Raw genomic sequence first — 25645 nt, 5'->3', positions numbered from 1 at the left:
CCGCGATGCCTCCGGCAATAGTTCTGCACAGGAGATTCGGGCCAAGAGATGGCCACGTGCCTCTTGTCACCGCGATCGTTGCGTCTTACGTTTACGTCCGACAGTTGGACTAAGAAGTCCATCTAGCGGATTGCGAGTCGGAGGGCAGAATGAAGAGACGGGACTTCCTGACCGGCGCTGCGGTCGCCGGCACGGTGGCCTTCAACCCGCTTCGCCAACAGCCCGCCGCCGCCGAGGGGGCCGGCTCCCGGCTCGCGCTGCCCGTGCCGCGCCAGCCCGTCGCGCTCGGCCGGGCAGCGCGGAACTTCCCCAAGGTCGGCGGCGACTACGGGAACCAGAACCACTCCACGCTCCGCACGATCACCCGCGGCAACGTCCGGCACCTCGGCGGTGCCTGGCACATCAACGTGGAAGGCGGCAGCACGACCGGGCGCGCCCAGCAGAGCACGATCGTCGCCCAGGACGGCGTGCTGTACGTCCAGTCCGCCCAGCAGAACGTCTTCGCCGTCGACGGCCGCACCGGCGAGATCAAGTGGAAGACCAACGTCGGCTCACAACAGACCAACATGCGCGGGGTCGGCCTGGGGGAGGGACTGGTCTTCACCACCTCGGGCGCCAACATCGTCTACGCCCTCGACCAGGAGACCGGTGCCGTGGTGTGGCAGCGGGAGCTGCTCATACCCGGCGAGGGCGATCCGGGCTGTGACCCGCAGAACGGCCAGTGCGGCGGCAATCGCGGGGGCCTCGCCGGTGCGATCGTCTACTGGGACGGCCTGATCTACGTCGGCACAGAAGGGAGCACCGCGGGAGCACGCGGCCGTGCCTATGCCCTGAACGCCAAGACGGGCGAGGTCGTCTGGACGTTCTGGGGCGCGCCGGGGCCGGGCGAGTACGGCAACGACACCTGGGAGGGCGAGAGCTGGAAGACCGGGGGCGCGGTGTGCTGGATCCACCCCGCGATCGACCCCGAACTCGGCCTCGTCTACTGGACGTTCGGCAACCCGTACCCGCGGACCAACGGCTCCACCCGGGGCGGCGCCAACCTCTTCTCCAACTGCCTGGTCGCCATCGACGCGAAGACCGGTAAGCGACGCTGGCACTTCCAAGCCGTGCATCACGACATCTGGGACTTCGACAACGTCATGGCGCCGGTGCTGGCCGACCTGCAGATCGGCCATCGCAAGCGCAAGGTCGTGGTGTACGGCAGCAAGAGCGGGATGTACTTCATCCTCGACCGCGAGAACGGCAAGCCCGTCCACGGCATCACCGAACGCCCCGTTCCGCAGGACGCGCGCCAGAAGACCTGGCCGACGCAGCCGTTCCCGGGCGGCGAGCCCTTCATCCACCAGGCGCCGAGCTACCACGACACCACCAGGCCCGTCCCGTACTACCCGACCGGGGCGATCTACACGCCGTTCTGGGACGAAGCCACCATCTTGTTCCCCGGCGCCGGTGGGGGCGCGGACTGGTCGTACCTCTCCTTCAACCCCCACACGGGATTCATCTACGTCGGGTACGGGCTCATCAACTCGTCCTACTCCAACACCAACGGCGGACGCGTGAACACCGCGCGGCCTCTCGGGGAGTACTTCTCCGGCGGCATCGTGGCCGTCGACCCGCGCACCAACCGGCCCGTGTGGCGCAAGGAAGGCGACTGGTCGCTCGCCCACGGCAACGGGATCCTCACCACGGCGGGCCGGGTCATGTTCCAAGGCGGCCCCGACGGGGTGCTCGTCGCCATGGACGACACCGACGGCCGCGACCTGTGGAAATGGCAGTGCGGCGCAGGCGTCCACACCAGCCCGATCAGCTACGAGATCGACGGCGAGCAGTACATCGCCGTACTCGCCGGTGGCAACAGCCTGCCCTATCCCGACATCCCCAAGGGCGACCACCTCTGGGCGTTCAAGCTCGGCGGCAAGGTCGGCCCCGCGCCCACCCCGGCCCCGCCGTCCAAGCGAAACCAGATCCGCACCCCGGCCGTCGCGGGATCCGCCGCGCACAACACCATCACGCTCGGGCGCATCTGGGACGCCGCGGCGAACGCCCCCGGAGCCGCGGAGAACACCGTCGCCCAGAACGCCATGTCACCTCAGCACATGACGGTGCCAGTGGGCACCGAGGTGACCTTCGCCAACCCGGCCGACAACGCTCACACGCACGGTGCCGCGTCGTTCTTCGAGCACGAGTTCACCACCGGCCGGCTGAAGCCGGGCGAGATGCACCAGCACACCTTCACCAAGGCCGGGGAGTACTTCTACAACGACCCCGTCTTCCCCCAGAGCACCGGCAAGATCGTCGTCCAGTGAAGCGGAGAGCCGATGCACGTCGGAATCCTGAACGGTCCCGATCTGAACCGCCCGCCGGTCGTGGCGGAAATGCCGCGGTGACGGCGGGCGGTCACTCGGGATGGTGTGCCCCCGCCTTGCTCCCGGCGCCGGTCAGGTAGGCGACGACCATCTCGCCGACCATCCTGCGATAACGGTCCCGGTGTTCCGGGGCGGTCATGTCCCGGCCGAAGAGAGCGCCGAAGGTGTGCTGATTGGCGATCCGGAAGAAGCAGAACGAGCTGATCATCATGTGCACGTCGACGGCGTCGGCCTCGGCGACGAAGTCACCGCTGGCACGGCCGGCCTCGAGGATCTGGCAGATGAGGTCGGTCACCGGCGCGCCCAGGTTCACCAGCGCCTGCGACGTGCGCAGGTGCTCGGCCTGGTGGATGTTCTCGATGCTGACGAGCTTGATGAAGTCCGGGTGCGCCTCGTGATGGTCGAAGGTCAGCTCGGCCAGCGTGCGGATCGCGTCCACCGGAGCCAGATGCTGGACGTCGATCGTCGACTCCAGCTCCCTGACCTCGCGGTAGGCCTTCTCCAGGACCGCGACGTACAGCTGCTCCTTGCCCCCGAAGTAGTAGTAGATCATCCGCTTGGTCGTGCGCATGAGCGCCGCCATGTCGTCCACCCGCGCGCCCGCGAACCCGTGCCGGGCGAACTCGCGCTGCGCCACGTCCAGGATCTCCGCTCGGGTCCGGTCGGCGTCACGCTGGCGCTCTCCAGTGGCGGGTCTGGTGGACTGCGGCGACATGGGACTCCACGAGGTGGTTTCGGAGTGCGACTCATCCTACGGCGGAAGCAGAGCCGTCCACCGCTCCTGACCGTGGCCGGACGGCGACGGCGGGGGAGCGGTCGGCCCGGCAGCTCAGGAGGAGCGGTGATGGGGCGACGTGTGCTGGGCGGCCAAGCGGATGGGCGCGTTGACCGCGCCGTAGCCCACATAGCCCCCGATGCGCTGAACGATCTCGAAGAACACCCGGCCTGCGGTGACGGTGTAGAACTGCAGGAACTCGCCGTGGTCGTCCCGGTCGTACAGCAGCCCGAGCTCGCGGAGGAGCCGGTGCCTTTCCGGGGGCAGGTCGTGCCTGGCCTCGAGGTCGTCGTAGTAGTTCGCCGGAACGGGCAGCGGGGCGAGCCCGGCGGCGCGGAGCCTGCGGGCGGTGGCGATGATGTCCCGGCTGGCCAGCGCGATGTGCTGCCAGGCCACGCTGAGATCGGTCTCGTGCGTACCGATGTAGGCGACGTTGAGCGCGATGCGGACACCGGAGTCCTCGGTAGAGACCGCCCTGCTGCGCAGCAGGCCGTAAGGGTCGGGCAGCTCGAGGCTCTCGTGGGGGCGCAGACCTAGGACGCTCTTGTAGAACAGGGACGCCTCGTCGAACTGGTGCCACGGCTGGGTGAGCGCGACGTGGTCGATATGAGTGATCTCGCCGGGGTCGCCCGGCGCGTCCTGCCGGTCTTCCGAGAAGTCGCCGGTCCAGCTCGGATGATCCGGCCGTCCCGTCCGGCAGAAGAACAGATCGGTGCCGTCCGGGGCGGCGACGGCGTCCAGCGGCGCGTCGTGCGGATCCCAGACGCGCGGCAGGACCGGGGACAGGAGCGCCTCGGCGCGTTTGACGGCCGCCGCGGGGGAGGGGGATTCCAGCCCGATCGCGGAGAGTGCCGGACCATCGGGGCTCTCGGGGCTTCCGTGGTTCAGCAGGATCCGCGCATCGCCTTGCTCCCACAGGCTGACGGACTTGTGCCGGTGCGTTCCGGTACGGACGAATCCGAGCGCGTTCAGCAGCCCGGCCAGCGAGCCGGGGTCCGGCGTCGCCAGCTCCGCGAACGCGAATCCGGTCGGAACGACCGGGGGAGGCGGCAGCGCCAACCCCGCAGCATGTGGCGAATCGCCGAGGCGGGCGCCGACCTGCTCCTCCAGCGCGATCAGGGAGCGCATCGCGTCCTGGGCCGTACGCATGGCTGCCGCCTGCCGGAAGATGTCGTTGAACACCTCCAGGGACAGTGGCCCGTCATAGCCTGCCCGCAGAACGTTGCACACGAGCCCCGCCACATCGAGGTCACCTTGACCAGGGAAGCAGCGATAGTGGCGGCTCCAGTGCAGGACGTCCATCGGCAGGGTGGGCGCGTCGGCGAGCTGCAGAAAGAAGATCTTGTCGCCGGGGATCGTCTCGATGGCGTAGGGGGCGACCTCGCGGGCCAGGATGTGGAAGCTGTCCAGGCACAGGCCGAGGTTCGGATGATCGGCCATCCGCACGATCCGCCAAGCGTGCAGGTAATCGCTGACGTGGCGACCCCATGCCAGCGCCTCGTAGGCGATCCGAATGCCGTGTTCGGCCGCACGCTCGGCAAGGATCCGCAGCTGTTGCGCGGCGAGCGCATCGTCGTCCACCGCCGCCGGCGAGACGCTGGAGCACACGAGCAGTTGCTCGACCCCCAGTCGCTCCATCACGGCGAACTTGTGCTCCGCGCGGCGCAACCCCGCGGCGAGGCGGTCGGGCGGAACGGCCTCGAAGTCGCGGAACGGCTGGTAGAGCAGGACCTCAAGTCCGAGGTCGGAGGCGCGGCGCCGCACGTCCTCCGGAGCCGGCGCGCTGGAGACCAGATCGTTCTCGAAGATCTCAACGCCGCTGAAACCGGCGGCATGGGCGGCTGTCAGTTTGTCGGCGAGAGAGCCGCTGAGGGACACGGTGGCGATGGACTTGCGCATGCGGCGGCCCGCCTCCCAGTAATGGACGAACTAGTACGTTATCTTACGCCCAGTCGCCTCATTGCAGGCCGACCCGGTTCAGTGGGCGTCGGGCCTTTGGGGATCCGGCCGGCGTTCGGGCACGGGGATGCCCGGGTCGGCGATGCGGAAGGTTCGCATCTGGAGCGCGAGGGTGGCGTAGTAGCCGACCAGGGTGGTCAGTTCGAAGACGGTTTCACGATTGAGCGGGGGGACGCAGGCCGACCATGTCGCGTCGTCGACGTCGCCGGTCACGAGCGCGCGGGTGAGGCGCAGGACCGCGGCCTCGTGCGGATCGTCGAGGTCGAGCGGTGCCTGTGAGGCGATGGCGGTCAGTTCGGATTCGGTGAGCCCGACGGATCGGCCGACGGCCTCGTGGGCGGACCGTTCGAACGCGCTGTCCCAGGCGGCGGCGACGACCAGGATCGCCATCTCGCGCGCGCGGCCGCTGAGGGAGCTCTCGTAGCGGATGGCCGCGCCAAGGTTTTGGAGGGCGTCGCCGAGCCGCGGACTCAGCAGGAATTCGTTGAAGGGGCCGAGGAGGCTCCCCGATTCGGAGACCAGCTCGAACAGTCTGGGGCCGCGAGCCCGAGGGCCTTCGGTGATCGAGCGGTAGACGGCCAGCCGTTCTCCGTCCAGCTCGTCGGGCGTAAAGGCCTGCTGGCGTGTCATCGCGTCCTCAGTCTCGTAGTGATGTCGGTGGCGGTCACCGGGGCGGTGCCGGGCGAGCAGGACCTTGCCCATGAGCGCCGCGATATCGCTGGTGCGATGTGGCGGCGTGAGCCTTCAGCGCTGGACGCGGCTGAGGAGGTCATCGCGATTCCTGCGGGAGTCGTGCGAGGGGCCGGCCTCTCGGTTGCTTGACGTGGTGAGCCCGGTCACTCCATACTCCTCAAATATTGAAAGTTACTTTCACTGAATGAAAGTAATCCGAAGGATGGGGACTCGCAAGTGGCAGAGGGGACTCAGGTGCCGGACGCGGGCACCGGGTGGCTGGGCCTGCACGGCGCCCGGGTGCTGGTGCTGGGGATAGGCGGGATCGGAGCGGAATGCGTCCGCGGCTACCTGGGGGCCGGCGCGGTCGTCACCGCCGTGGACCGGGACGCCGACCGGCTGGACGCGCTTCCCGCCGGCCCGAACGGCTCGGCGCCCCACACGATCCCCGCGGACCTCACCGAAGAGGGCGCCGGCGCCGCGGTGGTTCGCGAGGCGGCCGAGAAGATGGGTGGGCTGGACGTCCTGCTGCACTGTGTCGGCATCAACGACAGGCGCCCGGTTCTCGAGTTCAGCGAGGCGGACTGGGAGCGGATCCTGCGGACCAACCTGTTCACCGCGTTCGGCGCGGCGCAGGCGGCCGGCCGCCACATGATCGAGGCCGGTGGCGGACGCGTCGTCTTCCTGTCGTCGGTCTCGGGGCACCTGGCGCACCGGAAGCACGCGCCGTACGCCGCGTCCAAGGGCGGCATGAACCAGATGATGCGGGTCATGGCGGCCGAATGGGCCTCCCGCGGGGTCACCGTGAACGCGGTGGCGCCCGGCTACGTCGAGACGCCCCTGACCGCCGACTACCTGGAGCAACCGGGCGTACGTGAAGATCTGGTCCGGCTGGTACCCGCCGGGCGGCTCGGCACGACCGCCGAGGTCGTCGGCCCGATCCTGTTCCTGTCCTCACCGCACGCCGCGTTCATGACCGGGCACGTCATGTACGTCGACGGCGGCCGCACGCTCGTCTGAGCACACACCGGGAGAAGTCACATGGACAACACCGCGGAAGCCAAGATCTTCCCTCGCTTCGAGGGCAAGACCGTGCTGGTGACGGGCGCCGGCACCGGGTTCGGCGCCGAGATCGCCGTCCGCGCCGCGCGGGAGGGCGCCCGGGTCGGCGTGCACTACAACAGCTCCAAGCAGGGTGCCGAACGCACCGCCCAGCGGGTTCAGGACGCGGGCGGCGAGGCGTTCGTCGTGCAGGCCGACATCTCGTCATGGGAGGCGATTCGCCATCTGGCCGACGAGGCGTTCGAGCTGGCCGGCGAGCTGGACGTCCTGGTCAACAACGTCGGGGACGTCGCGACCGAGCAGATGTCGTGGCGCGCGCTGACCCAGGAGTCCCTCGACCGCGTCATCGACGTGGACGTCAAGGGCACGCTGCTGATGACGCACGAGTTCGGCGCGCGGATGCTGGAGCAGGGGCACGGCGCGATCGTCAACATCGGTTCCACGGTCGTGGTCCGTGGCAGCGCGCGGGCTCCGCAGTACGCCGCGGCCAAGTACGGCCTGCTCGGCATCACCAAGTCCTATGCCGCCGCGTTCGCGCCCGCCGTCCGGGTGAACACCTTCGCGCCCGGCTTCATGGAGACCGGCGCCACGCTGGAACGCGAGGACTGGAAGTCCGGCCGCCGCGAGAAGCTGATCGCGCAGACGCCGATGGGCCAGATCCCGCCGCCCGAGGCCGTCGCGGGCACCGCGCTGTTCCTGGCCACCGACGACGCCTCGCACATCACGGGCGCCTACATGCTCGCCGACGGCGGGTTCAACATGGTCGGCGCCTGACGCCGATGCCCCGGCAGCAGCATGCGGAAGGCGTCACCTCCCGGCGGGGACACGACTCTCGGTGAGGACACGACACGGCACCGCTGGAGTTCATCTCGACGCAGATCACCAACCACGGCGCCGCACCACTCGACGCCATGGTGCTGCTCGTCTGCGTCGGCGCGCCAGCCGTCAACGCCGTGCTTTCGGCACTAGAGAAACACGCCTCCAGAGGCCGTCCCGACCGCCTCTGAGCCGTTGATCCACTGGCAAGACAAGGAACGGGAACCAATGAAACTGATCACCTTTGACGAAGGCCGGGTCGGCCGGCTGGACGGCGACGACGTCATCGAGCTGGACGTCCCGTCCACCCGCGCGTACTTCGAACGCGAGGGCCGCGTCGGGGAGACCGGCGAACGGTTGAAGCTGGCGGACGTGCGGCTGCGGGCGCCGATCCAGCCGAAGAAGTTCTTCCACACGGCCGGCAACTTCGCCGACCACCACGAGGAGCTCCAGGCCGTCAACTGGTCGCACCCGGTGCACAAGGGCATCGTGTTCTTCCAGAACGTCGACGCCGTCATCGGGCCGGACGAGCCGATCGTCTACCCCGAGCACCTCACCAAGGAGCTGGACTACGAGCTGGAGCTGGCCGTCATCATCGGCAGGCCCGGCAAGTTCTTCGGGCCGGACGAGGCGGTCGAGCACATCGCGGGCTTCACGGTCTTCAACGACATCACCGCCCGCGACATCCAGCGGCGCGAGATGGAGTCCGGCGTCTTCTCCTTCAGCAAGGCGATCGAGACGTTCTGCCCGATCGGCCCCTGGATCGTCACCGCCGACGAGATCGACGACATGCAGGACCTGGCGATGCGGCTGCGCGTCAACGGCGAGGTCCGGCAGACCGGGCACACCAAGCAGATGCGCGTCTCGATCCCGCACCTGGTCGCCTACCACTCGCCGCAGACCTACAGCGCCGGCGACATCATCACCACGGGCACCGTCTCCGGCGTCGCCGCCGTCCAGCCGAACCCGTTCGACTTCTACCTGCGTCCCGGCGACGTCGTGGAGGCCGAGATCGACGGCGTCGGCACGCTGCGCAACCCCGTCGTCTCCTGGCAGGACGCCCACGGTGAGCCCGCGCCGGAACGGGTCGACTGGTGAGGATCGCCAACCTCAAGGGCCGCCTCGTCCTGGTCGAGGACGACACGGCCGTCGACGTGGCCGAGGCCAGCGGCGGCCGTTTCCCCGCCGACCCGCAGGCCGTCTTCGCCGAGTGGGACGCCTTCCGCGACTGGGCCGCGTCGCAGGACGCTGCTTCGCCGACCCCCGCGGGCACGCCGTTCGCGGTCGAGGATCTCGGCCCGCCCGTGCCGCGGCCGTCCCAGGTGTTCGCGATCGGCATCAACTACGCCGAGCATGCCCGCGAGGCCGGGTACCCGCCGGACTCGGCGCCCGTGACGTTCACCAAGTTCCCCAGTTGCCTGGCCGGGCCCGACTGCGAGGTCGAGCTGCCGTCCGGCACCGTGGACTGGGAGGTCGAGGCGGTCGTCGCGATCTCCCGGGAGGCGTGGCGCGTCCGGCGCGAGGACGCCTGGGACCGTGTCGCGGGCCTCACCGTGGGCCAGGACCTGTCCGAACGCACCTCGCAGCTCGCCGGCGCGAAACCGCAGTTCAGCCTGGCGAAGTCGTTCACGAACTTCGGGCCGACCGGGCCGTGGCTGGTCACCCCGGACATCCGGCCCGGCGAGGTCCTGGTCAGCGAGCTGGAGGGCGTCGGCCGCATCACCCAGCGATTCGTCCCCGCCGCCGACGCCTGACCTCGGACGGCGGCCCAGAGCCGGGCCCGGGTCCGGCTCTGGGCCGGGGTCAGGGCGCGCCGAGGAGCCGGGAGATCTCCGCACACGTCTCCTGGACGAGCGGACGTACCTCGTCCAGGAGCTCGGACGTGGAGACCTGGGTCGCGGGGACGGCCACGTTCACCGCGGCCACGACCGCCCCGGAGGCGCCTCGCACGGGCCCGGCCACCGACCGCAGGCCGTAGGCCAGCTCCTCGTCCTGCACCGCCCAGCCGCGTTCGCGCGTCTCGGCGAGAGCGGGGCGCAGCTCGTCCAGCGACCGCACCGCATTGGGCCCCGCCGCCCCGCCGAACGACGCCTCGGTCAGCAGCTTGTCCAGCTCGCCGGCGTCCAGGTGCGCGAGCAGCAGCTTGCCCATCGAGGTCCGCACGGCCGGGAGCCGCGACCCGACCTGGATGTTCGCTGTCACAAGGTCGTTGTTGCGCAGCCGGACCAGATACAGCACCTGGTCGCCGGACAGCACGCCGAGGTTCACCGTCTGCCCGGTCGCCTCGACGAGGCGGTGCAGCGGGGCGGCCGCGAGCTGGACCAGGTCCAGGCTGCGCAGCGCGGAGAAACCCAGCGTGAGGACCTTTGGCGCGGGCCGGTACGCCCCGTCCGGCAGCTGCTCCAGAAACCCCTCGGACGCCAGCGTGGCCGCCATCCGGAACGCAGTCGGCAACGGCAAGCCCGTCTCGGCGGCCATGTCGGTCAGCTTCATCGACGGGCGTTGCTCCGAGAACAGCTCAAGGAGGCGCAGCCCCTTCGCGAGCGCCCCTACGTGGTAGCCGTCGTTGGAGCGACCCTGGCCATCGGCCGGGCCCTGCGTCCCTTGCTTGCGCGGCGGCACACACACCTCACTCTCCGTGCTCATCTGCCAAAAGATGAACGTTCCATCCTACGGAAGTAGAGCAGAGTGCGGCCAACGCTCAAAGTGCCCCGAGGCTGGTCCGCCGCCCCGTGTTACTGATCTGCCGGGTCCAGGTTGCGGTGGCTCCGTTCGCTGAGACTTGCTCGGCTTCGAGGGACTGAAGGCAGCGGACGGCCTCGTCCCAGGTGTGGAAGGGGCGGACACTCGTCAGTCAAGGCTGAGCAAGCACTCGGCCTGGTCGTGCTTCCCGGTGGCGGGGTGAAAGCTCTCCGTTGAAATCCGGGAAGGTGGCGCGCGCTGTTAGTTCTGGCTGCGTTAATGGCTTGATTTCGCCTGATTTGCCATCCCGCTTTGAGGTTACTCTCGCCGGAGTGCAGAAATTCGATCCTCAGCGGTATATCCATCGAAGGGCTTCATCAATGAACTCTCGCTACCATTTCGACCACGAGCATCCGGGTTTGCTGTCGCTTCAGGAGTCGATCGCTCCGCTACGGGACGACATCGTCGGTCATCCGATCTATACGAGCCTGGACTCGGGCGGTGACGTGGCGTGCTTCATGGAGCACCACGTATTCGCCGTGTGGGACTTCATGTCGCTGCTGAAGAAGCTGCAGCGGGAGCTCACCTGCGTGCAGGTGCCGTGGGTGCCGTCCGGTCCCAGTTCGAGCCGGCGTCTGATCAACGAGATCGTGCTCATCGAGGAGAGCGACGAGTTCGGCGGGGGCTTCACCAGTCATTTCGAGCTCTATCTGCGCGGAATGAAGGAGGCCCAGGCCGACACCGCGCCGATCGAGGCGTTCGTCGACGAACTGCGGGCGGGACGCGACATCTGGGAAGCACTGGAATGCACGCCCGTTCCCGGGCCCGCCGCCGACTTCGTGAGCAGGACGTGGCACGTTCTCAGCGAGACTCCCGTCTACTGCCAGGCCGCCGCGTTCGCGTTCGGCCGGGAGGACCTCATCCCCGACATGTTCGAGCACATCGTCGGCATCGACGACCCCGACGGCCGGCTGGCGTCGTTCAAGGACTACCTGAGCCGTCACATCGAGGTGGACGCCGACGAGCACACGCCGATGGCGATGCGCATGCTCATCGACCTGTGCGGAGACGACGACGCGAAATGGCGGCACTGCGCGAACACGGCGCGGACGGCGCTCAAGGCCCGGCTCGCGTTCTGGGACGGGATCCTGGCGGCCGTCCGGGCCGGCTCCGGGCGGGTCGCGGTGGAGCAGGCCGGATAGGTCTGTTCGGGCCGTCCGTTCCGGAATGGCTTCCCTGAACGGTGCGACGAAGTGGGCGCGGGGGTTTTACATCGCCTTCTGTGGTGTCAAGCCGGGGCCTCGTGAACCCCGTGTTCGTCGGCTGTTCCGACTGGGGCGGTGTAGGGGTGCCGTCACGCTTGAGCTTCTGGTGGCTCATTACAGCCCGTGAGAATGTGATGTAAGTCACACAAGATCAAATGCACCCCTTGGCGCAGGTCGCATGATTCCGGTGACGGAAATCATTGCTGGCAGTCACGTTTGGTCAGTGTGATTAGTTGACAGGGAATCCGCCCTCGGCTTAGCGTATTTCCGATTAATTGCGTGCGCTATTTGCCAAATGATCAATCGGGGGTGGGGGCGACGTCTGGGCGGCGCCGCTTTCTCTGCTGTAAATGGTCAGTATGAGCCTTGTGGCACGGCGGACGCTCGGGTCAGAGTGGTCGCTGGAACGGGGTTCGTGACCGGGTTCGACTCCTGTGGCGCGCGGGGCGCCGGAGGAGGCTCGTCCAACTTGCCCGGCCGGCCGGTGCCTCGAGCATCGGCCCGAAGGGAATCCGCGGGGGAGTAGTCATCGCCGCAGGCCTTGCTTCGCGACTGCGGTACGGGGGAAGGAGCGCCCGATCAGCTCACGGCTGAGGTCGTTGCAGTCCGTGCTTCAGGGTGAGCGCGGGCCCTTGGGTTCGCCGCCCTTCGGTTTTCTCGATCTGCAGGCGCTCCGGGCCAACGCCGAGGAGCTGGTCGTTCAGGCGAAGGGGAAGCCCCTCAGGGTCGCCACCAAATCGATCCGCTGCCTGCCCGTGCTCGACGAACTGCTGGCGATGGGCGCGTTCCGGGGCGTGCTGGCGCTCACGCTCGGCGAGGCGCTCATGCTCGATCGCCTCGGCTACCGGGACGTCGTCGTCGGTTACCCCACCGCCGACCGGGAGGCGTTGAGCCTGCTCGTCGCGAACGCGGCGGCCTGCACGAACATCACCCTGATGTTCGACTCGCCCGACCAGCTCGATCTCGTCGACTCCGTGGCGCCCCCGCGCTCGCGGCCCGTGCTGCGGGCCTGCCTGGAGCTGGACGCGAGCCTGCGGGTCGGGCCCGCGCACTTCGGCGCGCGCCGGTCGCCGCTGTTCAGGCCGGCCGAGCTGCGGGACTTCGCCCGGCAGGTCGTGGACCGGCCCGGCTACGCGCCGGTCGGGATCATGGCCTACGAGGGACAGGTCGCGGGCGTCTACGACGCGGGTCGAAGCCCGCGCGCCGTTGCCGTCCGGGCGATGCAGCGGCTGTCCAAACGGGAGCTCCGGCCCCGCCGGGCGGCCGCGATCCGGGCCGTCCGCGAGGTGTTCGAGCCCGAGTTCGTCAACGGCGGCGGCACCGGCAGCGTCGGCTTCACCGCCGACGACCCCGCCGTGACCGAGATCGCGGCGGGGTCGGGGATCTACGCTCCCGGGCTGTTCACCCGCTACCGGAACCTGCCGTTGAGCCCTGCCGCGTTCTTCGCCTGCCCCGTCGTCCGCAAACCCCGCGCCGACATCGCCACCGTGTCGGGCGGGGGATGGGTGGCGTCCGGCACACCGGGAGCCGATCGCCTGCCCACGATCGCCTACCCGGAGGGCCTGAGCTTCGTCGCGAACGAGTCCGCGGGCGAGGCCCAGACCCCGCTGCACGGCGACGCCGCCCGCGGGCTGGCCGTCGGCGACCTGGTGATCTTCCGGCACGCCAAGGCGGGGGAGCTGTGCGAGCGCGTCAACGAGCTCCTGGTGATCGACGGCGAGTGCGTCGCGGACCGCTGGCAGACCTACCGAGGCCGGGGTGTGGCATTGCAGTGACAGATCCACAGTTCGACCTGACCTGGGCGGCTGTCGCGCGGCCCGTTCACCGGGCCGCCATTGACCGGAGTCGACGATGAGATTCCTTCTGCTCGGCAACCTCGAGATCTACGACGAGGACCTCCGGCTGATTCGGCTCAGCCGGACCAAGCACCGCCAGCTGCTCGGGCTCCTCCTGCTCCGGGCCAACCACGCGGTGTGCATCGACCAGCTCGTCGACGGGATGTGGCCGCTCCATCCGCCGCGTTTCGCCAAGGGCAACATCAAGACCTACGTGTCGGCGCTGCGGCCGGTCGTGAACCAGGCCGGGGCGCTGATCGAGACCGTTCCGCGCGGCTACCAGCTGACCGTGCGGACCGACCACGTGGACGTGCTGCGCTTCGAGGAGCTGTTCCAGGCCGGCGTCGGTCTCGGCGGCGACCATGACGCGCCGCTGCGCGCCGAGCTCCTCCAGCAGGCCCTTGGGCTGTGGCGCGGCGAGGCGATGCAGGACCTCACCGCCGACGGCGGGCCGCTCCGCGATGCCGCGACCAGGCTGCACGAGAAACGGATCGTCGCGATCCAGGATCTCGCGGGGCTGTCCCTGCTGCTCGGCCGCAACCATGAGGCGATCGACCACCTGCGGATGGCCCTGAGCTGGGAGCCGCTGCGCGAACGGCTCTGGCGGCTGCTCATGCTCGCCCTCTACCGGGACGGCCGGCAGGCCGAGGCGCTGTCGGCCTACCGGGAGTTCCGCACGATCCTCGTCGAGAACATCGGCCTGGAGCCGAGCGGCGAGCTGCGCAGCCTGCATTCCAAGATCCTCACCGGCGACGTGCCGCTCGGCGTGTGATCGGTGCCGCTCAGCGTGTGAGCGACAGGTCCACCGTGACGGTCTTCGGACGCCGGTACTCGGCCAGCGCGAGCACGCTGAGATCGGTACCGGTGCCCGAGTCCGCACGGCCGCCGTGCGGCAGCTCGGCGGTCTGCGCCAGGTGGCAGTTCACCCACACCTCCCCGGCGCGCAACGCCCGCGCGGCCCGCAGGCCCGAGTCGATGTCCCTGGTCCACACGCTCGCCGCCAGCGCCTGCGGAACGCTCGCGGCCAGGCGCAGCGCCGCGTCGACGTCGGCGGCATGCTGAACGGTGAGAACGGGCGCGAACACCTCCTCCCGGATCGCCGGATCGTCGCCGGGCAGGTCGGCCAGCACGCACGCCGGCCGCCAGAAGCCGCCCGTCTCGGACTCGGTGACGGTGACGCCCCCGGTGGCGCGGAAGCCGGCCTCCGCCTTGCCCACCAGCCTGTCGTAGCGTTCGGCCTGAGCGGGATTGTTGAGCGGGCCGAAGCCGGGGCCGGCCGACCTGGCCGTCAGCGCGGCGGCCAGCCGTTCCACCGCCTCGGTGTGATCGCCGCCGATGGTGACCACCCGGCTCGGCCCAGCGCAGCTCTGCCCGGCGTTGTAGGTGACGGCGTCGGCGAGCGCCTCCCACGTTCGGCCAGGGGCGTCGGCGAACACCAGGACGGGGCAGTTGCCGCCCAGCTCCAGGCTGACCCGGCGCACTCCCGCGCGCCGCGAGACGTCCTGGCCGCCGACCACGCTGCCGGTGAACGCGATCGCGTCGACCTCGGCCTCGACCAGCGCCCGCCCGCATTCGCGGCCGCCGGTCAGAGCGTTCAGCACCCCGGGGCCCAGGAGCTCCGCGGCGTCCTCGGCCAGCCGCCGGGCCGAATCCGGGGTCGACTCGGCCGGCTTGAGCACCACCGTGTTGCCGGCGGCCAGCGCGGGAGCGCACCGCCAAGCGGCCATGAGGAGCGGGTAGTTCCACGGGACGATCGCCGCCACCACCCCGCAGGGCTCCCAGCGGACCCAGCTCTCGTGCCCGTCGATCAGCGCCCCGGCCGCGGGTCCCGTCTCCGCCCGTGCCGCTCCGGCGTAGAAGCGGAACAGATCGGCGGCGAGGCCGACCTCGTCGAGGGCCTGTTGCCGGGGCTTGCCCGTTCCGGCCTGTTCGAGGCGGACATAGAGTGCGGCCTGCTCTTCGATCCTGTCCGCCAGCCTGAGCAGGCGGCGGGCGCGTTCACGAACCGTGAGCCCTTCCCACGCGCCGGTCGCCGTCCTCGCCTCGGCCACGGCCGCCGCGACCTCGTGAGCGCCGCCGTCCGGCGACCGCCCGCGAACGGCGCCGGTGCGCGGATCGAGGAGTTCCAGCGTGCTCATCGCAGGCCCGTGCAGGAGGCGCAGGGACAGTGCGGGCAGCCGAGATCGTGCGGCATCTTCGGCGCGGTGGCCGACACCCCGCAGATCAGGCAGTCGAGGTCGCCGTCCGGGGCCAGCACCTCGGTGTAGGGGACCAGCTCCATCCGGTCGTGGGCGTCGACGGGCTTGTGCGGCGCCCCGATCGCGAGGATCAGGTGGTCGGTGATGGCGCCGACGGCGTGCGGGACATCGCCCTCGATGATGTAGACCTGTCCCGCGCGCGTCTCGTGGATCCGGCCGCCATAGGTGATCGTTCCGGTGCCCGCGATCACGGTGAGCACATGGTGGCCCGGGTGGGTGTGCGGGGCGAAGCCCGCGCCGGCGGCCAGCCTGATCACGTCGGCGCCGACGGCGGTCCCGGAACGGACCATCGCCTCGCCCGTCGCGTTCACCGCTCCGGCCATCGTGGTGGGCCGGGGCGCGTGCGACACCGAGAGCCGCGTCATGTCGGCGCCGATCTCACAGTCGGCCCAGTTGACGATCTTGAGGTCCGGTTTCCGGACGGGGGTCGTCATGAGGCGTTCCCGCCGTTGAAGAACGCGTCGTTCTTGGCGATGTAGGAGTCCCACTCGGCGGGGACCTCGCTGTCCCGGTAGATCGCGTCGACCGGGCAGACGGTCACGCAGACGTCGCAGTCGATGCAGCGTTCCGGGTCGATGAAGTACTGGTCGGCCGCCTCGGTGGTCTCGATGCAGTCCGCCGGACACACATCGACGCAGGCGCCGTCCTTGACGTTCTCGCAGGGCTGGGTGATCACGAATGCCATCGGTGGTCACTTTCCGGGTGTCGGCAGGTTCGGGCCGGGTGTCGGCAGGTTCGGGCAGGCAGGTCCGCGCAGCCGCTCACCGGTGCGGACGTCGAACGTGGCCCCGTGCCAGGCGCAGCGCAGGAACGGGCCGTTCAGGTAGGCCTGGTCGAGGGGCGCACCGAGGTGCGGGCAGTGCTCGGGGATCTCGTACTCGCTCGTACCGTGCCGGACGACCAGGCGGCCGTCGGACAGGCGGACCGGGGACGCCGTCACTTCTCCTCCCCGGGCCGGGTGAGCTTCTTGCCGTAGACGCGGTCGAACTCCAGGCCGCGGGCGTAGGCGGCGTCGGCGATCCAGCCGAGCCAGGTGGCCAGGCGCGAGGCCAGGGGAACGTCGGACGGCCGGAACTCCAGGTGCTCGCGGTAAATGGTCCGGTTGAGCCTGACGTCGGCCAGCCCTTTCCAGGTGAGGCCGTCGTGGTGGATGTAGGTGGGGATGCGGCAGCTCAGCCTGATGCCGGCCGCGCGGTGGCCGCCGTGGTTGGCGTCCTCGGCGACGGCGATGTCGGGCAGGTTGAACGACTGCGCCTTGAAGCGGCGCAGCAGCGTGTAGTTCTGCGCCTTCTTCACCACGTTGTAGCGAAGCCGCTGGCCGATGGCGTTCTGGATGCCGACGTGATCGAACGGCACGCCCTCGGCGTCCCGGTCGAACCCCTCGTGGAACGCGGTGTAGCAGAACACGTCCTCGTACTCGAGCTCCCAGGGGGCGTCGAGCTTGACGCCGATCGGCGTCGTGAAGATCGCGTAGTCGACGGGGAGCGCGGTGTCGGCGGCCGCCCAGCGTGCCAGCTCCTTGATGACGTCCGTGGGAGTGGCGCCGGCCGCCGTCGCGGCGTCCATCGCGGCGGCCCACACGGGCGGGCCCTCCCCGGGAAGGGCGGCATCGAACCGGTCCTGCAGCTGCTCGCGCAGATCGCCGGGCAGATCCAGGATCGCCGAACAGGCCGAGCGCGGCACCAGGAACTCGCGCCGCTCCCAGTTGCTCCCGTCGAACTGCAGGCAGCGCAGGTGGTCGCGTTCGATCCGCACGCGCAGCCGGCCGAGCTGCCGCGCCAGCTCGATCGGGGACTCGGGCGGCTCCGCCGCCGCAACGCCCGCCGAGGCCGCGTAGTCGCGGATGCGCCGGACCATGAAGTCGATCACCAGCGGGAGGGAAAGGATCGACTGGTTGAGCTCCTGGAGGCAGAATCCGGACTCCCGCCACATCCAGGCGAGCGTGGCCACCGCGAGCGTGGCCTCGTCCCACTCCTCGGGCGCGGTCCGGGCGCAGTCGTGGAGCCGCGCGGCGACCTGCTTGTTCTCCAGCACCTCACCCCGGACGAAGAACCTGACCTGCTCCAGGCCCTGGATCCGCTGCTTGAGCTCCAGGAGCAGGACGGGCCGTTCCTCCTCGCGCAGGTCCGTCCACGGGGCCAGGGCGCGTTCGCGCAGGCCGGCGTGCCAGGGCCGCGGCAGCGCGGACCGGAACGGCGCGCGGGCGAGCACGGCGTCCGCGAACGCGTCCTCGCCGCCCTCGCGCGTCTCGCCGGTCAGCCCGAACTCGGTGCGGAGGACGGCGATCGGATCCTCGGCCGCCGCCATCCTCTGCAGGACGCCGGCGTGGAGCTCCACCGCCTTCGGAACGTCGCCCCCGGTCTTGCCGAAGGCGAGCGCGAGCACGTACCAGGAGTCCAGCGGGGCGTCCCCGAACGGGATTCGCAGCCGGTACCACAGGTCGTACAGCGCCGAGCGCCACTCGCCCGCCTGGTCGAGAACGGTCTCGACGGCCTTCTGGTCGAGGAGCGCGGGGGTCTCGGCCGGCGTGCCGGCGATGCCGGTCGCGAGCAGGCCGAGCGCGACCGCGCGGTCGTCGTGCGACGCGTCGTCGCGGATGATGCGGAGCCGATACTCGACGTCGGAGTCGAGCGTGTGGACGGCCGGTTCGGCTTCGATCACGAAGAACCTCCGACAGGCTGGGCGACGAGCGCTCTGATGGTGGCTGCGTCGAGGTCGTAGACGTTGAACTCGCCCGGGCCCGCGAGCCCGTCCGGGTCCTCCAGGTGGCCGGTCGAGGCCGGGCGCAGCCCGACGCTCCGCACGACACGGTTGATGCCGACGTTGCGGGTGCGCGTCTCCAGGACGAGCCCGTCGATCGGGTACTCGGTGAGCACGTGATCCGCCAGCACGGGAAGGCTCTGCAACAGGATCGCGGACACGACGCCGCGCCGCCGCGCCGCCGGATCCGTCAGATGGACGTGGAGATATCCCTTGGGGCGGCCCTGAATATTGATATTGGTATAGCCGATCACTGAGTCGTTCAGGTGAAAGGTGAAGCCGACGGCTCGGTCTTTCGGTTCGCCTCTACGGCAGAGGTCCAGAAATCTCTTCCGGGTGTCTTCCCTGGCGCCGAGCTTGTCCAGGTCGATGCCGAGGAAGGCGAGGTCCGCCCCGCCGTCATGCCAGTAGGACACGAATGGCTCGATGTCCTGCGGTTCCATGTCCCGGATGCTGAGCCAGTCTTCGCCGAATGCGAAACGTAGCAATTCCATCCTAGTCAGATGCCCCTTCGCGGTTGGCCATGTCTCGATGGTGCGGCACCGCGGTCCGCTTCCGGTTCGTGGCCGATCCACGGAGGGTTCACGGACGGTCCACCAGATCGCCGAGGGCTTGCCAGCCCGCCCGGCGGGTCCGCAGAATCGAGGCTGTCCAGGGCGGCCGAGCCGACGAAAGAGGTCACATTGATCACTCTGGAAGAAGTCCTGGGAATGATCAAGAAAAAGCTCCGCAACAAGCTTCCCGACGGCGTGGAGCTCAATGCCGATACGGAAATAGACCGGCTCGGTCTGTCCAGCCTTCAGATCGCCGACATCGTGTTCTCGCTCGAGGACAAGTACGACTTCGAGTTCGACCTGAACCAGGCGCTGGGAATCACCACGATCAGTGGAATCGTCGAGGTGGCCAATGAAGCGCTGTCCGAATACTCGGCCTGAACGGGCGACGGGCATTTCATGACGACGGCGAGCACTTCATGACGACGGCGAGCACTTCATGACGACGGCGAGCACTTCATGGACGAGTACTTCATGACTGGCAAGGGATGATGACGGTAATGCGCGAGGCCGGCTCCGATGGACCGGAGGCCCTTGCCGGACTGGCGGGAAGCTGGGCCGTCCCGGTGGGTGGTGAGGCGCTGTTCACCTGGGACTACGACCAGCGGTCCGAACGTCTGATCAGCCTCTACGCCAAGGGCAAGCAGCGGCAGTGGGACGCCGAGACCAGACTCGACTGGAGCCACGAGACCGATCCCGGCGACCCGCTGGGCATGCCGGACGAGCTGATCTGGATCGCCGACTCCGAGCTGTGGGACCGCCTGCCGGAGAAGGAGCGGTCGGTCGTCAGGACGCACACCGCCGGCTGGATGTACTCCCAGTTCCTGCACGGCGAGCAGGGCGCGCTCGTGTGCGCCGCGCAGGTGGTGCGGATGGTGCCGGACATGGACGCCAAGTTCTACGCCTCCACCCAGGTGATGGACGAGGCCCGGCATGTGGAGGCCTACGACCGTTACCTCCGCGAGAAGATCGGCGTCCGGTACCCGATCACCGACTCGCTGCAGGGCCTGCTCGACACGATCGTCCGGGACGCCAGGTGGGACTTCACCTACCTCGGCATGCAGGTGCTTCTGGAGGGCCTGGCCCTGGCCTCGTTCAGCATCCAGCGGGATCTGATGACCGATCCGCTGGCCAAGGCCTTCAACGCCTACGTGCTCGAGGACGAGTCGCGGCACGTCGCGTTCGGCCAGATCGCGTTGCGCCAGTACTACCAGGACCTCACCGAGGCCGAACGCCGTGAGCGGGAGGAGTTCGCGGTCGAGGCGTGCCATGTGCTCAGCGAGCGCTTCGCCGGTGAGGAGCTGTGGCGCAACCTCGACTACGGGGCCGAGGAGTGCATCCAGCTGACCCGGAAGTCCGCGGCGCTGCGGGTGTTCCGGTACCGGCTTTTCTCCCGGATCGTGCCTGCTCTGAAGAGCATCAACCTGTTCGGCCCGCGCATGCAGGAGGGCCTCGACCAGCTGCGGCTGCTGCGGTTCTCGACGATGGACCAGGACGAGATCTCGGCGGCGGACGAGGCCAGGGCACGCGAGATCGAGCAGGAGGAACTGCTCCGCCGGAGCAAGCAGATCGAGTCGACCATCGCGGCCGCGAACGGAGACGCCACATGAGCGCGGGCACGGGGACGGGGACGGGGACGGGGACGGCCTCCGGCACGGGCACGGGAGCGCCCCGGACGCTGACCTCCACGGAATTCCTTGTCTTCTACGGCATCACCGCCCGCGGCACGTTGCAGCAGGACGAGCTGTTCCGTTTCATGGAGGGCACCGGACCGCAGTGGTGGCTGCCGGTGTCGGGGATGACACGCGAGGAGTTCTGGCGCTCGCACATGCACGCGCTCGTCGCCCGTGGCACGACCGTGCGGATCCTGTCGGGCGGCTGCCGGCCGAGCGACAAGGTGACGGTCAACCATGTGATCAGGCACGGGCGGCGGCCACGGCCGAACCGGGATCCCGAGTACGGGTTCGTCGATTTCCTGGAAGTGGTCCGAGACGCCGATGGCGTCGTCCTCGCCGATCTGACCGCGAACACCGTCTGGGTCGACTTCGGCGGCGGGACGCCGAAGGTCGCGGCGCAGGCCCCGGACGGGCTCGACTGCCCGCTCGAGGAGCTGCCGCCGGTCGATCCGCTGCCGGTCATGACCGAACCGCTCGCCTCGTCGACATTCCGGTGGACGTCGCGCGAGTGCGACGTCACCAACGATCACGTGTCGTTCCCGAGCTATGTCGAACGCGCCGAGAACGCCGTCGCCGACGCCGGGCTCACCCTGCCCGAGAGACCGGTCTGGCAGGGCTGGTACCGCTACGAGTTCGCCTGCGACGTCCGCACCACCATCAGGGTCTGCGAAGTCGAGGACGGACTGCTGTTCGGATTCTGCAACGAGGACGAGCGCCGGCCCCGGGTCTTCGTCCGGCTGAGCGACGCGGGCTCGTGAACGGCCACGACGCGCCGGTGCGACCCGGACCGCGACCCGGACCGCGACTGGACCCGACGCTCAGGGCGATCCTCGCGCTGAGCGGCGGCGGCATGGGCGGCGGTACGGGCGGCGGGTCCGACGACCGGGGCTCCCAGGCGTTCGACCCAGCGCGGGCCCGCGCGGCGTTCCGCGCCCTGGCGGTCGACGCCCGAGCGCCGAGCGCGGTCGCACCCGTGGGAACGACGCAGGATCGCCTCCTCCCCGCGACCCCGGACGGCCTGCCCGTCCGCATCTACCGGCCGGAGACGGCCCTACCCGTCGCGACCGTGGTCTTCCTCCACGGAGGCGGCTTCGTCATCGGCGACCTCGACACCCACGACAACCACTGCCGATGGCTGTGCAGCGAGACGGGCGCCGTGGTCGTCAGCGTGGCGTATCGGCGTGCCCCCGAACACCCGTTCCCCGCGGCCGTCGACGACTGCCTCGCCGCCGTCCGCTGGGCCGCGGCCGAGCTGGACGCGCTGGGCGGCCGTACGGGCGGGCTCGCGATCGCCGGAGACAGCGCGGGCGGCTGCCTGGCCGCCGTCGTCACCCAGCTCTGCAGGGACTCCGGCGGTCCGGAACTGCGCGCCCAGCTTCTCGTCTATCCCGTGGCGGACCTGCGTGCGGACGGCCAGTACCCGTCCCGGGCGGAGTACGCGACCGGCTACCTGCTGACCGCCGACGCGATGCGCTGGTTCCGCGCCTGCTACCTGCCGGACGGAACGGATCCGGCGACACCCACCGCCTCGCCGATCCGGGGAAGGCTGGACGGCCTGCCCCCCGCGGTGGTCGTGACCATGGAACACGACCCGCTCCGGGACGAGGGGGAGGCCTATGCCGCCGCTCTGTCGGCGGCGGGGGTACGGACCCGCGCCCACCGGTTCGACGGCCTGATCCACGGCTCCTTCGAACTCCCCGTGCTGACCGAGGGCTGCGCCGACGCGATGCGCGAGGCGTTCGGTTCGTTCCGCGCACTGCTCGTCGATGGAATCGGAGACACGCGATGAAGCTCTTCCGCGGCAGGGACACCCGGAGCCGGGTGCTGTCGCTGCTGGCACAGACGCGGCCGGACCTGTCCGCCCGCGAGCTGCGCGGGGAGCAGCGGCTGCAGCAGGACCTCGGTCTGGACTCGTTGTCGGTCGTGGCGCTCGCGGTACGGCTCCACGAGGAATGGGGGCTCGACCTCGTCGTGCTCGCCGAGCAGGCCCCGTCGATCGTCACCGTGGACGACCTGGTGAGGACAGTGGAGAACCTGACCGATGGCACTGAATGAGATGGCTCTGAACGAGAGCCGAACGGCAGCCGGACCGCTGTCTCTCGCGGGTCTGGTTCCGCGCCTGCTGAGCCTGGAGGAGACCGCGCTCTTCCACCTCGACGGCGCGCGGCTGGTCAGGACGCCCTACCCGGAGTTGCACGCCGACGTACGCCGGGTGCAGGAGCGCCTCAAGTCCTGGGGGGCGGGCGTGGGCGTCCGCGTGGGCGTCTGGGGGACCAACTCCTACTCGTGGATCGTCCATGAGCTGGCTCTGCTCGACCTCGGATGCGTCACGGTGACGTTGCCGGTGACGGAGTTCGCGGGCAGCGCCCCCGCCGACCTCGCGGAACGGTACGGGCTTGAGCTCCTCCTGGCGGACAACGACCTGCTGTCCGCCGAAGGTGCCGAGCCCGCCGAGTGGGCGGCGCCCCTGAACCTGGACGGCGCGGGCCTGGACGGCGCGGGCCTGGACGGCGCGGAACGGGTGGTCGCGCCGCGCGAACCCGCGGCGCCGCTGGATCCCGACGTGTTCTCGATCGTGTTCTCCTCCGGCACGACCGGAACGGTGAAGGCGATCCAGCTCAGCAGGGTCGCCACCGAGGACTGCCTCGCCGAGTTCGGCGAGCACCACGCCTTCAGCCCCGACGACCGGATCCTGGTCGGCCTGCCGCTGTCCACGTTCCAGCAGCGGATCATGATGTACTGCGCGATCTGGTACGGCTTCGACTCGATCGTGGTCGAGCCGTCGCCGCTGATGTTCGCGGTGCTGAAGCAGGCCGAGCCCACCATCATGGGCGGTCCTCCGGCGTTCTACGAGATCCTCGAGAGCCGGTTCAGCGGCCGGCCGGCCGCGCTCAAGGCCGTGCTGCGCGCCCTGTCGGCGACGATCCGGACCGTTCTTCCGGCGTCGCTGCGGGACGCCGCGCTGCGCCGAGTCTTCGCCCAGGCGCACGACGCCTACGGCGGACGCATGCGGCTGATGCTGAGCGGCTCGGCGCCGCTCCGCCGTTCCACCGCCGAGGTGTTCGCGACCGTCGGGCTGCCGCTGTTCCAGCTGTACGGGCTCACCGAGTCCGGCTTCATCTCCTGGAACCGCCCGGACGCCAACCGGATCGGGTCGGTCGGCCGGCCGGTGTTCCCCGGCTCGGTGCGGATCTCGCCCGAGGGGGAGATCCAGGTGCGGTGGCCGCGCCCGCAGAGCCCGGGGTACCTGGGCGAGCCGGCGGAGGTGGAGCGGGCCACCTACCGGCCCGACGGCTGGATCGCGACCGGGGATCTCGGGCGCTTCGACGACGACGGCTTCCTGCACATCGTGGGCCGTAAGAAGGACCTGATCATCACCCGGGGCGGAGTCAAGATCGCTCCCTCGCCCTGGGAGCAGCAGGTGCTGACCGACACCGCGGTGGCCCAGGCGGTGATGGTGGGCGGTGAGGAGCCGCCCTACGTCGGGGCGGTGATCGTGCTGCGCGACCATGCCGGCGACGACGCGGCCGAACGGGTCCGACGCCGGATCGAGGAGCTCAACCGCGATGCGGTCCCGTCCCACCGGGTCACCCGGGTGGTCTTCACCCGGGAGCAGTTCACCAGGGAGAACGGCCTCATGACGACCACTCTGAAGATCAACCGCAGGGCGGTCGCCGCGCGGTTCCAGACGGCCCTCGACAACGGCGAGGACTGGGCCTGATGACGATCCCACGGGCGCCGCGGGGCTCGCTGTTCCGCACGATGCGCCGGCACCTGCCGCCGTCCCTGGCGATCGCGTACCAGCTCGCCGGCGACGGCGCGCACGAGGCGGCCGCGTCCGGCGCGACGGTGACCCTGTCCGACGGCAGGAACGTGGTCGACTTCGGCTCGTACGGCGTCACCCTGCTCGGGCACCGCCACCCGCGGGTCGTGGACGCCGCGATCGACCAGCTGCGCACCATGCCGACGGCGACCCGCGCCCTGGCCAACCCGGCGGTCGTGAAGTTCGCCGCGGACCTGCTGGGGCGCTGCGGCCTGGACCGGGTGTGGCTCGGCAGCGACGGCGCCGACGCCGTCGAGGTCGCGGTGAAGCTGGCGCGGCGCGTCACGGAGCGGACCCGGGTCCTCGCGGTCGAGGGCGCGTTCCACGGCAAGACGCTCGGCGCGCTCGCCCTGACCCACTCCCCGGTCTTCCACGCAGGGCTCGAACCGCTGCTGGGCCAGGTCACCCACCTGCCCGCCGACGACGCCGAGGCGGTGGCGCGGGAGGCGGAACGGGGTGACGTCTCGGCGCTGATCGTCGAGCCGATCCGCGGTGAGGGCGGCGTACGGCCGCTGAACCCGTCCGTACTGCGGCGGTGGGCCGAGGACGCGAGGGAGGCGGGGGCGTTCGTCATCAGCGACGAGATCCAGGTGGGGCTGCGCAGGTGCGGTGACTTCTCCGTCGCGCTCGCCCAGGGCTGGCAGCCGGACGCCCTGCTGTTCGGCAAGGCTCTCGGCGGGGGAGTGGTCCCGCTGTCGGCGATGGCCGCCACGACGGAGTTGTACGAGCCGCTCATCGAGAACCCGGCGTTCCACTCCTCCACCTTCGGCGGCCACCCGCTGGCGTGCGCGGCGGGCTCGGCGGCGCTCGAGGCCATCGACGAGCTGGCCGATCGTGGCCGCGAGGTCGGCGAGGTCATGGACGCGAGGCTGCACACCCTCGCCAAGGACCATCCCGGCCTGGTCTCGGAGGTACGCGGCACTGGCCTGCTGTGGGGGCTCGAACTCATCCCGGGGGCCACCGCGCCCGTCATAGCCGATTTGGCGGTCCGGGGCCTTCTCGTGTCGCCCTGCCTCAGCTCCCCGGAGACGATCAGGCTGCTGCCGCCGATGGTGTCGACCGGACCGGAACTGGACAGGGCGTTCGAGACGCTCGACGCCGCCTTCGAGGCCCACCGGGCCGACGCGGCTGAGGATTGA

Annotated in this window: 25 protein-coding genes; 15 read left to right on the top strand and 10 right to left on the bottom strand. The window is 69.9% G+C overall.

Annotation, left to right across the window (positions count from 1 at the left end; translation table 11 throughout):
- Positions 1-149 precede the first annotated feature (149 nt).
- On the top strand, positions 150-2309 hold the full coding sequence (locus tag J4573_RS15940) for an outer membrane protein assembly factor BamB family protein (protein WP_208256263.1): 2160 nt from the start codon (positions 150-152) through the stop codon (positions 2307-2309).
- 91 nt (positions 2310-2400) lie between these two features.
- Here J4573_RS15940 and J4573_RS15935 read toward each other — a convergent pair whose 3' ends face one another.
- The 3 genes from J4573_RS15935 to J4573_RS15925 form a co-directional block, all read right to left on the bottom strand.
- Positions 2401-3084 (bottom strand): TetR/AcrR family transcriptional regulator, encoded by a 684-nt coding sequence (locus J4573_RS15935; protein WP_208256262.1) that lies wholly within the window; start codon positions 3082-3084, stop codon positions 2401-2403.
- 114 nt (positions 3085-3198) lie between these two features.
- Complete coding sequence (locus tag J4573_RS15930; RefSeq protein ID WP_208256261.1) at positions 3199-5043, bottom strand: bifunctional sugar phosphate isomerase/epimerase/4-hydroxyphenylpyruvate dioxygenase family protein; 1845 nt, start codon at positions 5041-5043, stop codon at positions 3199-3201.
- A 78-nt stretch (positions 5044-5121) separates the two neighbouring features.
- Positions 5122-5805, bottom strand: coding sequence for a carboxymuconolactone decarboxylase family protein (locus tag J4573_RS15925; protein WP_243773094.1), 684 nt, complete (start codon positions 5803-5805; stop codon positions 5122-5124).
- Between the two features lie 207 nt (positions 5806-6012).
- Between J4573_RS15925 and J4573_RS15920 the strand changes: the two genes are divergently transcribed.
- The 4 genes from J4573_RS15920 (at position 6013) to J4573_RS15905 (ending at position 9407) form a co-directional block, all read left to right on the top strand.
- Positions 6013-6795 carry an SDR family NAD(P)-dependent oxidoreductase gene (locus J4573_RS15920; protein ID WP_208256260.1) on the top strand — a complete coding sequence of 261 codons (783 nt, stop codon included), beginning with the start codon at positions 6013-6015 and terminating at the stop codon, positions 6793-6795.
- A gap of 21 nt (positions 6796-6816) precedes the next feature.
- Positions 6817-7611: an SDR family NAD(P)-dependent oxidoreductase gene (locus tag J4573_RS15915; protein WP_208256259.1), complete on the top strand. Its 795-nt coding sequence runs from the start codon at positions 6817-6819 to the stop codon at positions 7609-7611.
- A gap of 270 nt (positions 7612-7881) precedes the next feature.
- Positions 7882-8751, top strand: a complete 870-nt coding sequence (locus J4573_RS15910; RefSeq protein ID WP_208256258.1) for a fumarylacetoacetate hydrolase family protein — start codon at positions 7882-7884, stop codon at positions 8749-8751.
- Positions 8748-9407, top strand: coding sequence for a fumarylacetoacetate hydrolase family protein (locus J4573_RS15905; RefSeq protein ID WP_208256257.1), 660 nt, complete (start codon positions 8748-8750; stop codon positions 9405-9407). The genes J4573_RS15910 and J4573_RS15905 overlap by 4 nt, the downstream gene beginning before the upstream one ends.
- A gap of 49 nt (positions 9408-9456) precedes the next feature.
- Here the strand turns inward: J4573_RS15905 and J4573_RS15900 are convergent, their stop codons facing one another.
- A complete protein-coding gene (locus J4573_RS15900) occupies positions 9457-10299 on the bottom strand; it encodes an IclR family transcriptional regulator (protein ID WP_208256256.1) in 843 nt (280 codons plus the stop codon).
- A 416-nt stretch (positions 10300-10715) separates the two neighbouring features.
- Between J4573_RS15900 and J4573_RS15895 the strand changes: the two genes are divergently transcribed.
- The 3 genes from J4573_RS15895 to J4573_RS15885 all read left to right on the top strand — a co-directional run bounded on the left by J4573_RS15895 (position 10716) and on the right by J4573_RS15885 (position 14207).
- On the top strand, positions 10716-11537 hold the full coding sequence (locus J4573_RS15895) for a DUF3050 domain-containing protein (RefSeq protein ID WP_208256255.1): 822 nt from the start codon (positions 10716-10718) through the stop codon (positions 11535-11537).
- Positions 11538-12232: 695 nt separating this feature from the next.
- Entirely contained in the window at positions 12233-13375 is a 1143-nt protein-coding gene (locus J4573_RS15890; protein ID WP_243773093.1) for an alanine racemase, read from the top strand.
- 76 nt (positions 13376-13451) lie between these two features.
- On the top strand, positions 13452-14207 hold the full coding sequence (locus tag J4573_RS15885) for an AfsR/SARP family transcriptional regulator (protein ID WP_208256253.1): 756 nt from the start codon (positions 13452-13454) through the stop codon (positions 14205-14207).
- Between the two features lie 10 nt (positions 14208-14217).
- Here J4573_RS15885 and J4573_RS15880 read toward each other — a convergent pair whose 3' ends face one another.
- From J4573_RS15880 to J4573_RS15855, 6 genes are read right to left on the bottom strand one after another with little or no spacing between them, the layout of a single operon-like run.
- A complete protein-coding gene (locus tag J4573_RS15880) occupies positions 14218-15573 on the bottom strand; it encodes an aldehyde dehydrogenase family protein (protein WP_208256252.1) in 1356 nt (451 codons plus the stop codon).
- Complete coding sequence (locus J4573_RS15875; RefSeq protein WP_208256251.1) at positions 15570-16127, bottom strand: cupin domain-containing protein; 558 nt, start codon at positions 16125-16127, stop codon at positions 15570-15572. Before J4573_RS15875 ends, J4573_RS15880 begins: the two co-directional genes overlap by 4 nt.
- The gene (locus tag J4573_RS15870) at positions 16124-16378 is read right to left on the bottom strand and encodes a ferredoxin family protein (RefSeq protein WP_208256250.1); all 255 of its coding nucleotides are present in this window, start codon (positions 16376-16378) and stop codon (positions 16124-16126) included. Before J4573_RS15870 ends, J4573_RS15875 begins: the two co-directional genes overlap by 4 nt.
- A gap of 6 nt (positions 16379-16384) precedes the next feature.
- On the bottom strand, positions 16385-16633 hold the full coding sequence (locus J4573_RS15865) for a Rieske (2Fe-2S) protein (RefSeq protein ID WP_208256249.1): 249 nt from the start codon (positions 16631-16633) through the stop codon (positions 16385-16387).
- Positions 16630-18354 carry a hypothetical protein gene (locus tag J4573_RS15860; protein ID WP_208256248.1) on the bottom strand — a complete coding sequence of 575 codons (1725 nt, stop codon included), beginning with the start codon at positions 18352-18354 and terminating at the stop codon, positions 16630-16632. Before J4573_RS15860 ends, J4573_RS15865 begins: the two co-directional genes overlap by 4 nt.
- Positions 18351-18896, bottom strand: a complete 546-nt coding sequence (locus tag J4573_RS15855) for a hypothetical protein (RefSeq protein WP_208256247.1) — start codon at positions 18894-18896, stop codon at positions 18351-18353. The genes J4573_RS15860 and J4573_RS15855 overlap by 4 nt, the downstream gene beginning before the upstream one ends.
- Before the next feature lie 267 nt (positions 18897-19163).
- Between J4573_RS15855 and J4573_RS15850 the strand changes: the two genes are divergently transcribed.
- The 7 genes from J4573_RS15850 (at position 19164) to J4573_RS15820 (ending at position 25645) form a co-directional block, all read left to right on the top strand.
- The gene (locus J4573_RS15850; protein WP_208256246.1) at positions 19164-19388 is read left to right on the top strand and encodes an acyl carrier protein; all 225 of its coding nucleotides are present in this window, start codon (positions 19164-19166) and stop codon (positions 19386-19388) included.
- Positions 19389-19507: 119 nt separating this feature from the next.
- Positions 19508-20617 (top strand): ferritin-like domain-containing protein, encoded by a 1110-nt coding sequence (locus J4573_RS15845; RefSeq protein WP_208256245.1) that lies wholly within the window; start codon positions 19508-19510, stop codon positions 20615-20617.
- Complete coding sequence (locus J4573_RS15840) at positions 20614-21441, top strand: hypothetical protein (protein ID WP_208256244.1); 828 nt, start codon at positions 20614-20616, stop codon at positions 21439-21441. Before J4573_RS15845 ends, J4573_RS15840 begins: the two co-directional genes overlap by 4 nt.
- A gap of 17 nt (positions 21442-21458) precedes the next feature.
- Positions 21459-22472 carry an alpha/beta hydrolase gene (locus tag J4573_RS15835; protein WP_307796655.1) on the top strand — a complete coding sequence of 338 codons (1014 nt, stop codon included), beginning with the start codon at positions 21459-21461 and terminating at the stop codon, positions 22470-22472.
- Entirely contained in the window at positions 22469-22738 is a 270-nt protein-coding gene (locus J4573_RS15830; RefSeq protein ID WP_208256243.1) for an acyl carrier protein, read from the top strand. Before J4573_RS15835 ends, J4573_RS15830 begins: the two co-directional genes overlap by 4 nt.
- Positions 22725-24404, top strand: coding sequence for an AMP-binding protein (locus tag J4573_RS15825; RefSeq protein WP_208256242.1), 1680 nt, complete (start codon positions 22725-22727; stop codon positions 24402-24404). The genes J4573_RS15830 and J4573_RS15825 overlap by 14 nt, the downstream gene beginning before the upstream one ends.
- Positions 24404-25645, top strand: a complete 1242-nt coding sequence (locus tag J4573_RS15820; RefSeq protein WP_208256241.1) for an aspartate aminotransferase family protein — start codon at positions 24404-24406, stop codon at positions 25643-25645. Before J4573_RS15825 ends, J4573_RS15820 begins: the two co-directional genes overlap by 1 nt.

Origin of the sequence: Actinomadura barringtoniae (genome assembly GCF_017573505.1) — a bacterium.
Lineage (GTDB): Bacteria > Actinomycetota > Actinomycetes > Streptosporangiales > Streptosporangiaceae > Spirillospora > Spirillospora barringtoniae.
Note: the sequence above shows the minus strand (reverse complement) of the source record. Positions and strands in the feature narration are given on the sequence as shown.

Coding starts and splice junctions, on each gene's coding strand:
- J4573_RS15940 (WP_208256263.1), top strand. CDS start 150: ATGAAGAGACGGGACTTCCTGACCGGCGCTGCGGTCGCCGGCACGGTG.
- J4573_RS15935 (WP_208256262.1), bottom strand. CDS start 3,084: ATGTCGCCGCAGTCCACCAGACCCGCCACTGGAGAGCGCCAGCGTGAC.
- J4573_RS15930 (WP_208256261.1), bottom strand. CDS start 5,043: ATGCGCAAGTCCATCGCCACCGTGTCCCTCAGCGGCTCTCTCGCCGAC.
- J4573_RS15925 (WP_243773094.1), bottom strand. CDS start 5,805: ATGGGCAAGGTCCTGCTCGCCCGGCACCGCCCCGGTGACCGCCACCGA.
- J4573_RS15915 (WP_208256259.1), top strand. CDS start 6,817: ATGGACAACACCGCGGAAGCCAAGATCTTCCCTCGCTTCGAGGGCAAG.
- J4573_RS15910 (WP_208256258.1), top strand. CDS start 7,882: ATGAAACTGATCACCTTTGACGAAGGCCGGGTCGGCCGGCTGGACGGC.
- J4573_RS15900 (WP_208256256.1), bottom strand. CDS start 10,299: ATGAGCACGGAGAGTGAGGTGTGTGTGCCGCCGCGCAAGCAAGGGACG.
- J4573_RS15895 (WP_208256255.1), top strand. CDS start 10,716: ATGAACTCTCGCTACCATTTCGACCACGAGCATCCGGGTTTGCTGTCG.
- J4573_RS15885 (WP_208256253.1), top strand. CDS start 13,452: ATGAGATTCCTTCTGCTCGGCAACCTCGAGATCTACGACGAGGACCTC.
- J4573_RS15880 (WP_208256252.1), bottom strand. CDS start 15,573: ATGAGCACGCTGGAACTCCTCGATCCGCGCACCGGCGCCGTTCGCGGG.
- J4573_RS15875 (WP_208256251.1), bottom strand. CDS start 16,127: ATGACGACCCCCGTCCGGAAACCGGACCTCAAGATCGTCAACTGGGCC.
- J4573_RS15870 (WP_208256250.1), bottom strand. CDS start 16,378: ATGGCATTCGTGATCACCCAGCCCTGCGAGAACGTCAAGGACGGCGCC.
- J4573_RS15855 (WP_208256247.1), bottom strand. CDS start 18,896: ATGGAACCGCAGGACATCGAGCCATTCGTGTCCTACTGGCATGACGGC.
- J4573_RS15850 (WP_208256246.1), top strand. CDS start 19,164: ATGATCAAGAAAAAGCTCCGCAACAAGCTTCCCGACGGCGTGGAGCTC.
- J4573_RS15845 (WP_208256245.1), top strand. CDS start 19,508: ATGCGCGAGGCCGGCTCCGATGGACCGGAGGCCCTTGCCGGACTGGCG.
- J4573_RS15840 (WP_208256244.1), top strand. CDS start 20,614: ATGAGCGCGGGCACGGGGACGGGGACGGGGACGGGGACGGCCTCCGGC.
- J4573_RS15830 (WP_208256243.1), top strand. CDS start 22,469: ATGAAGCTCTTCCGCGGCAGGGACACCCGGAGCCGGGTGCTGTCGCTG.
- J4573_RS15825 (WP_208256242.1), top strand. CDS start 22,725: ATGGCACTGAATGAGATGGCTCTGAACGAGAGCCGAACGGCAGCCGGA.
- J4573_RS15820 (WP_208256241.1), top strand. CDS start 24,404: ATGACGATCCCACGGGCGCCGCGGGGCTCGCTGTTCCGCACGATGCGC.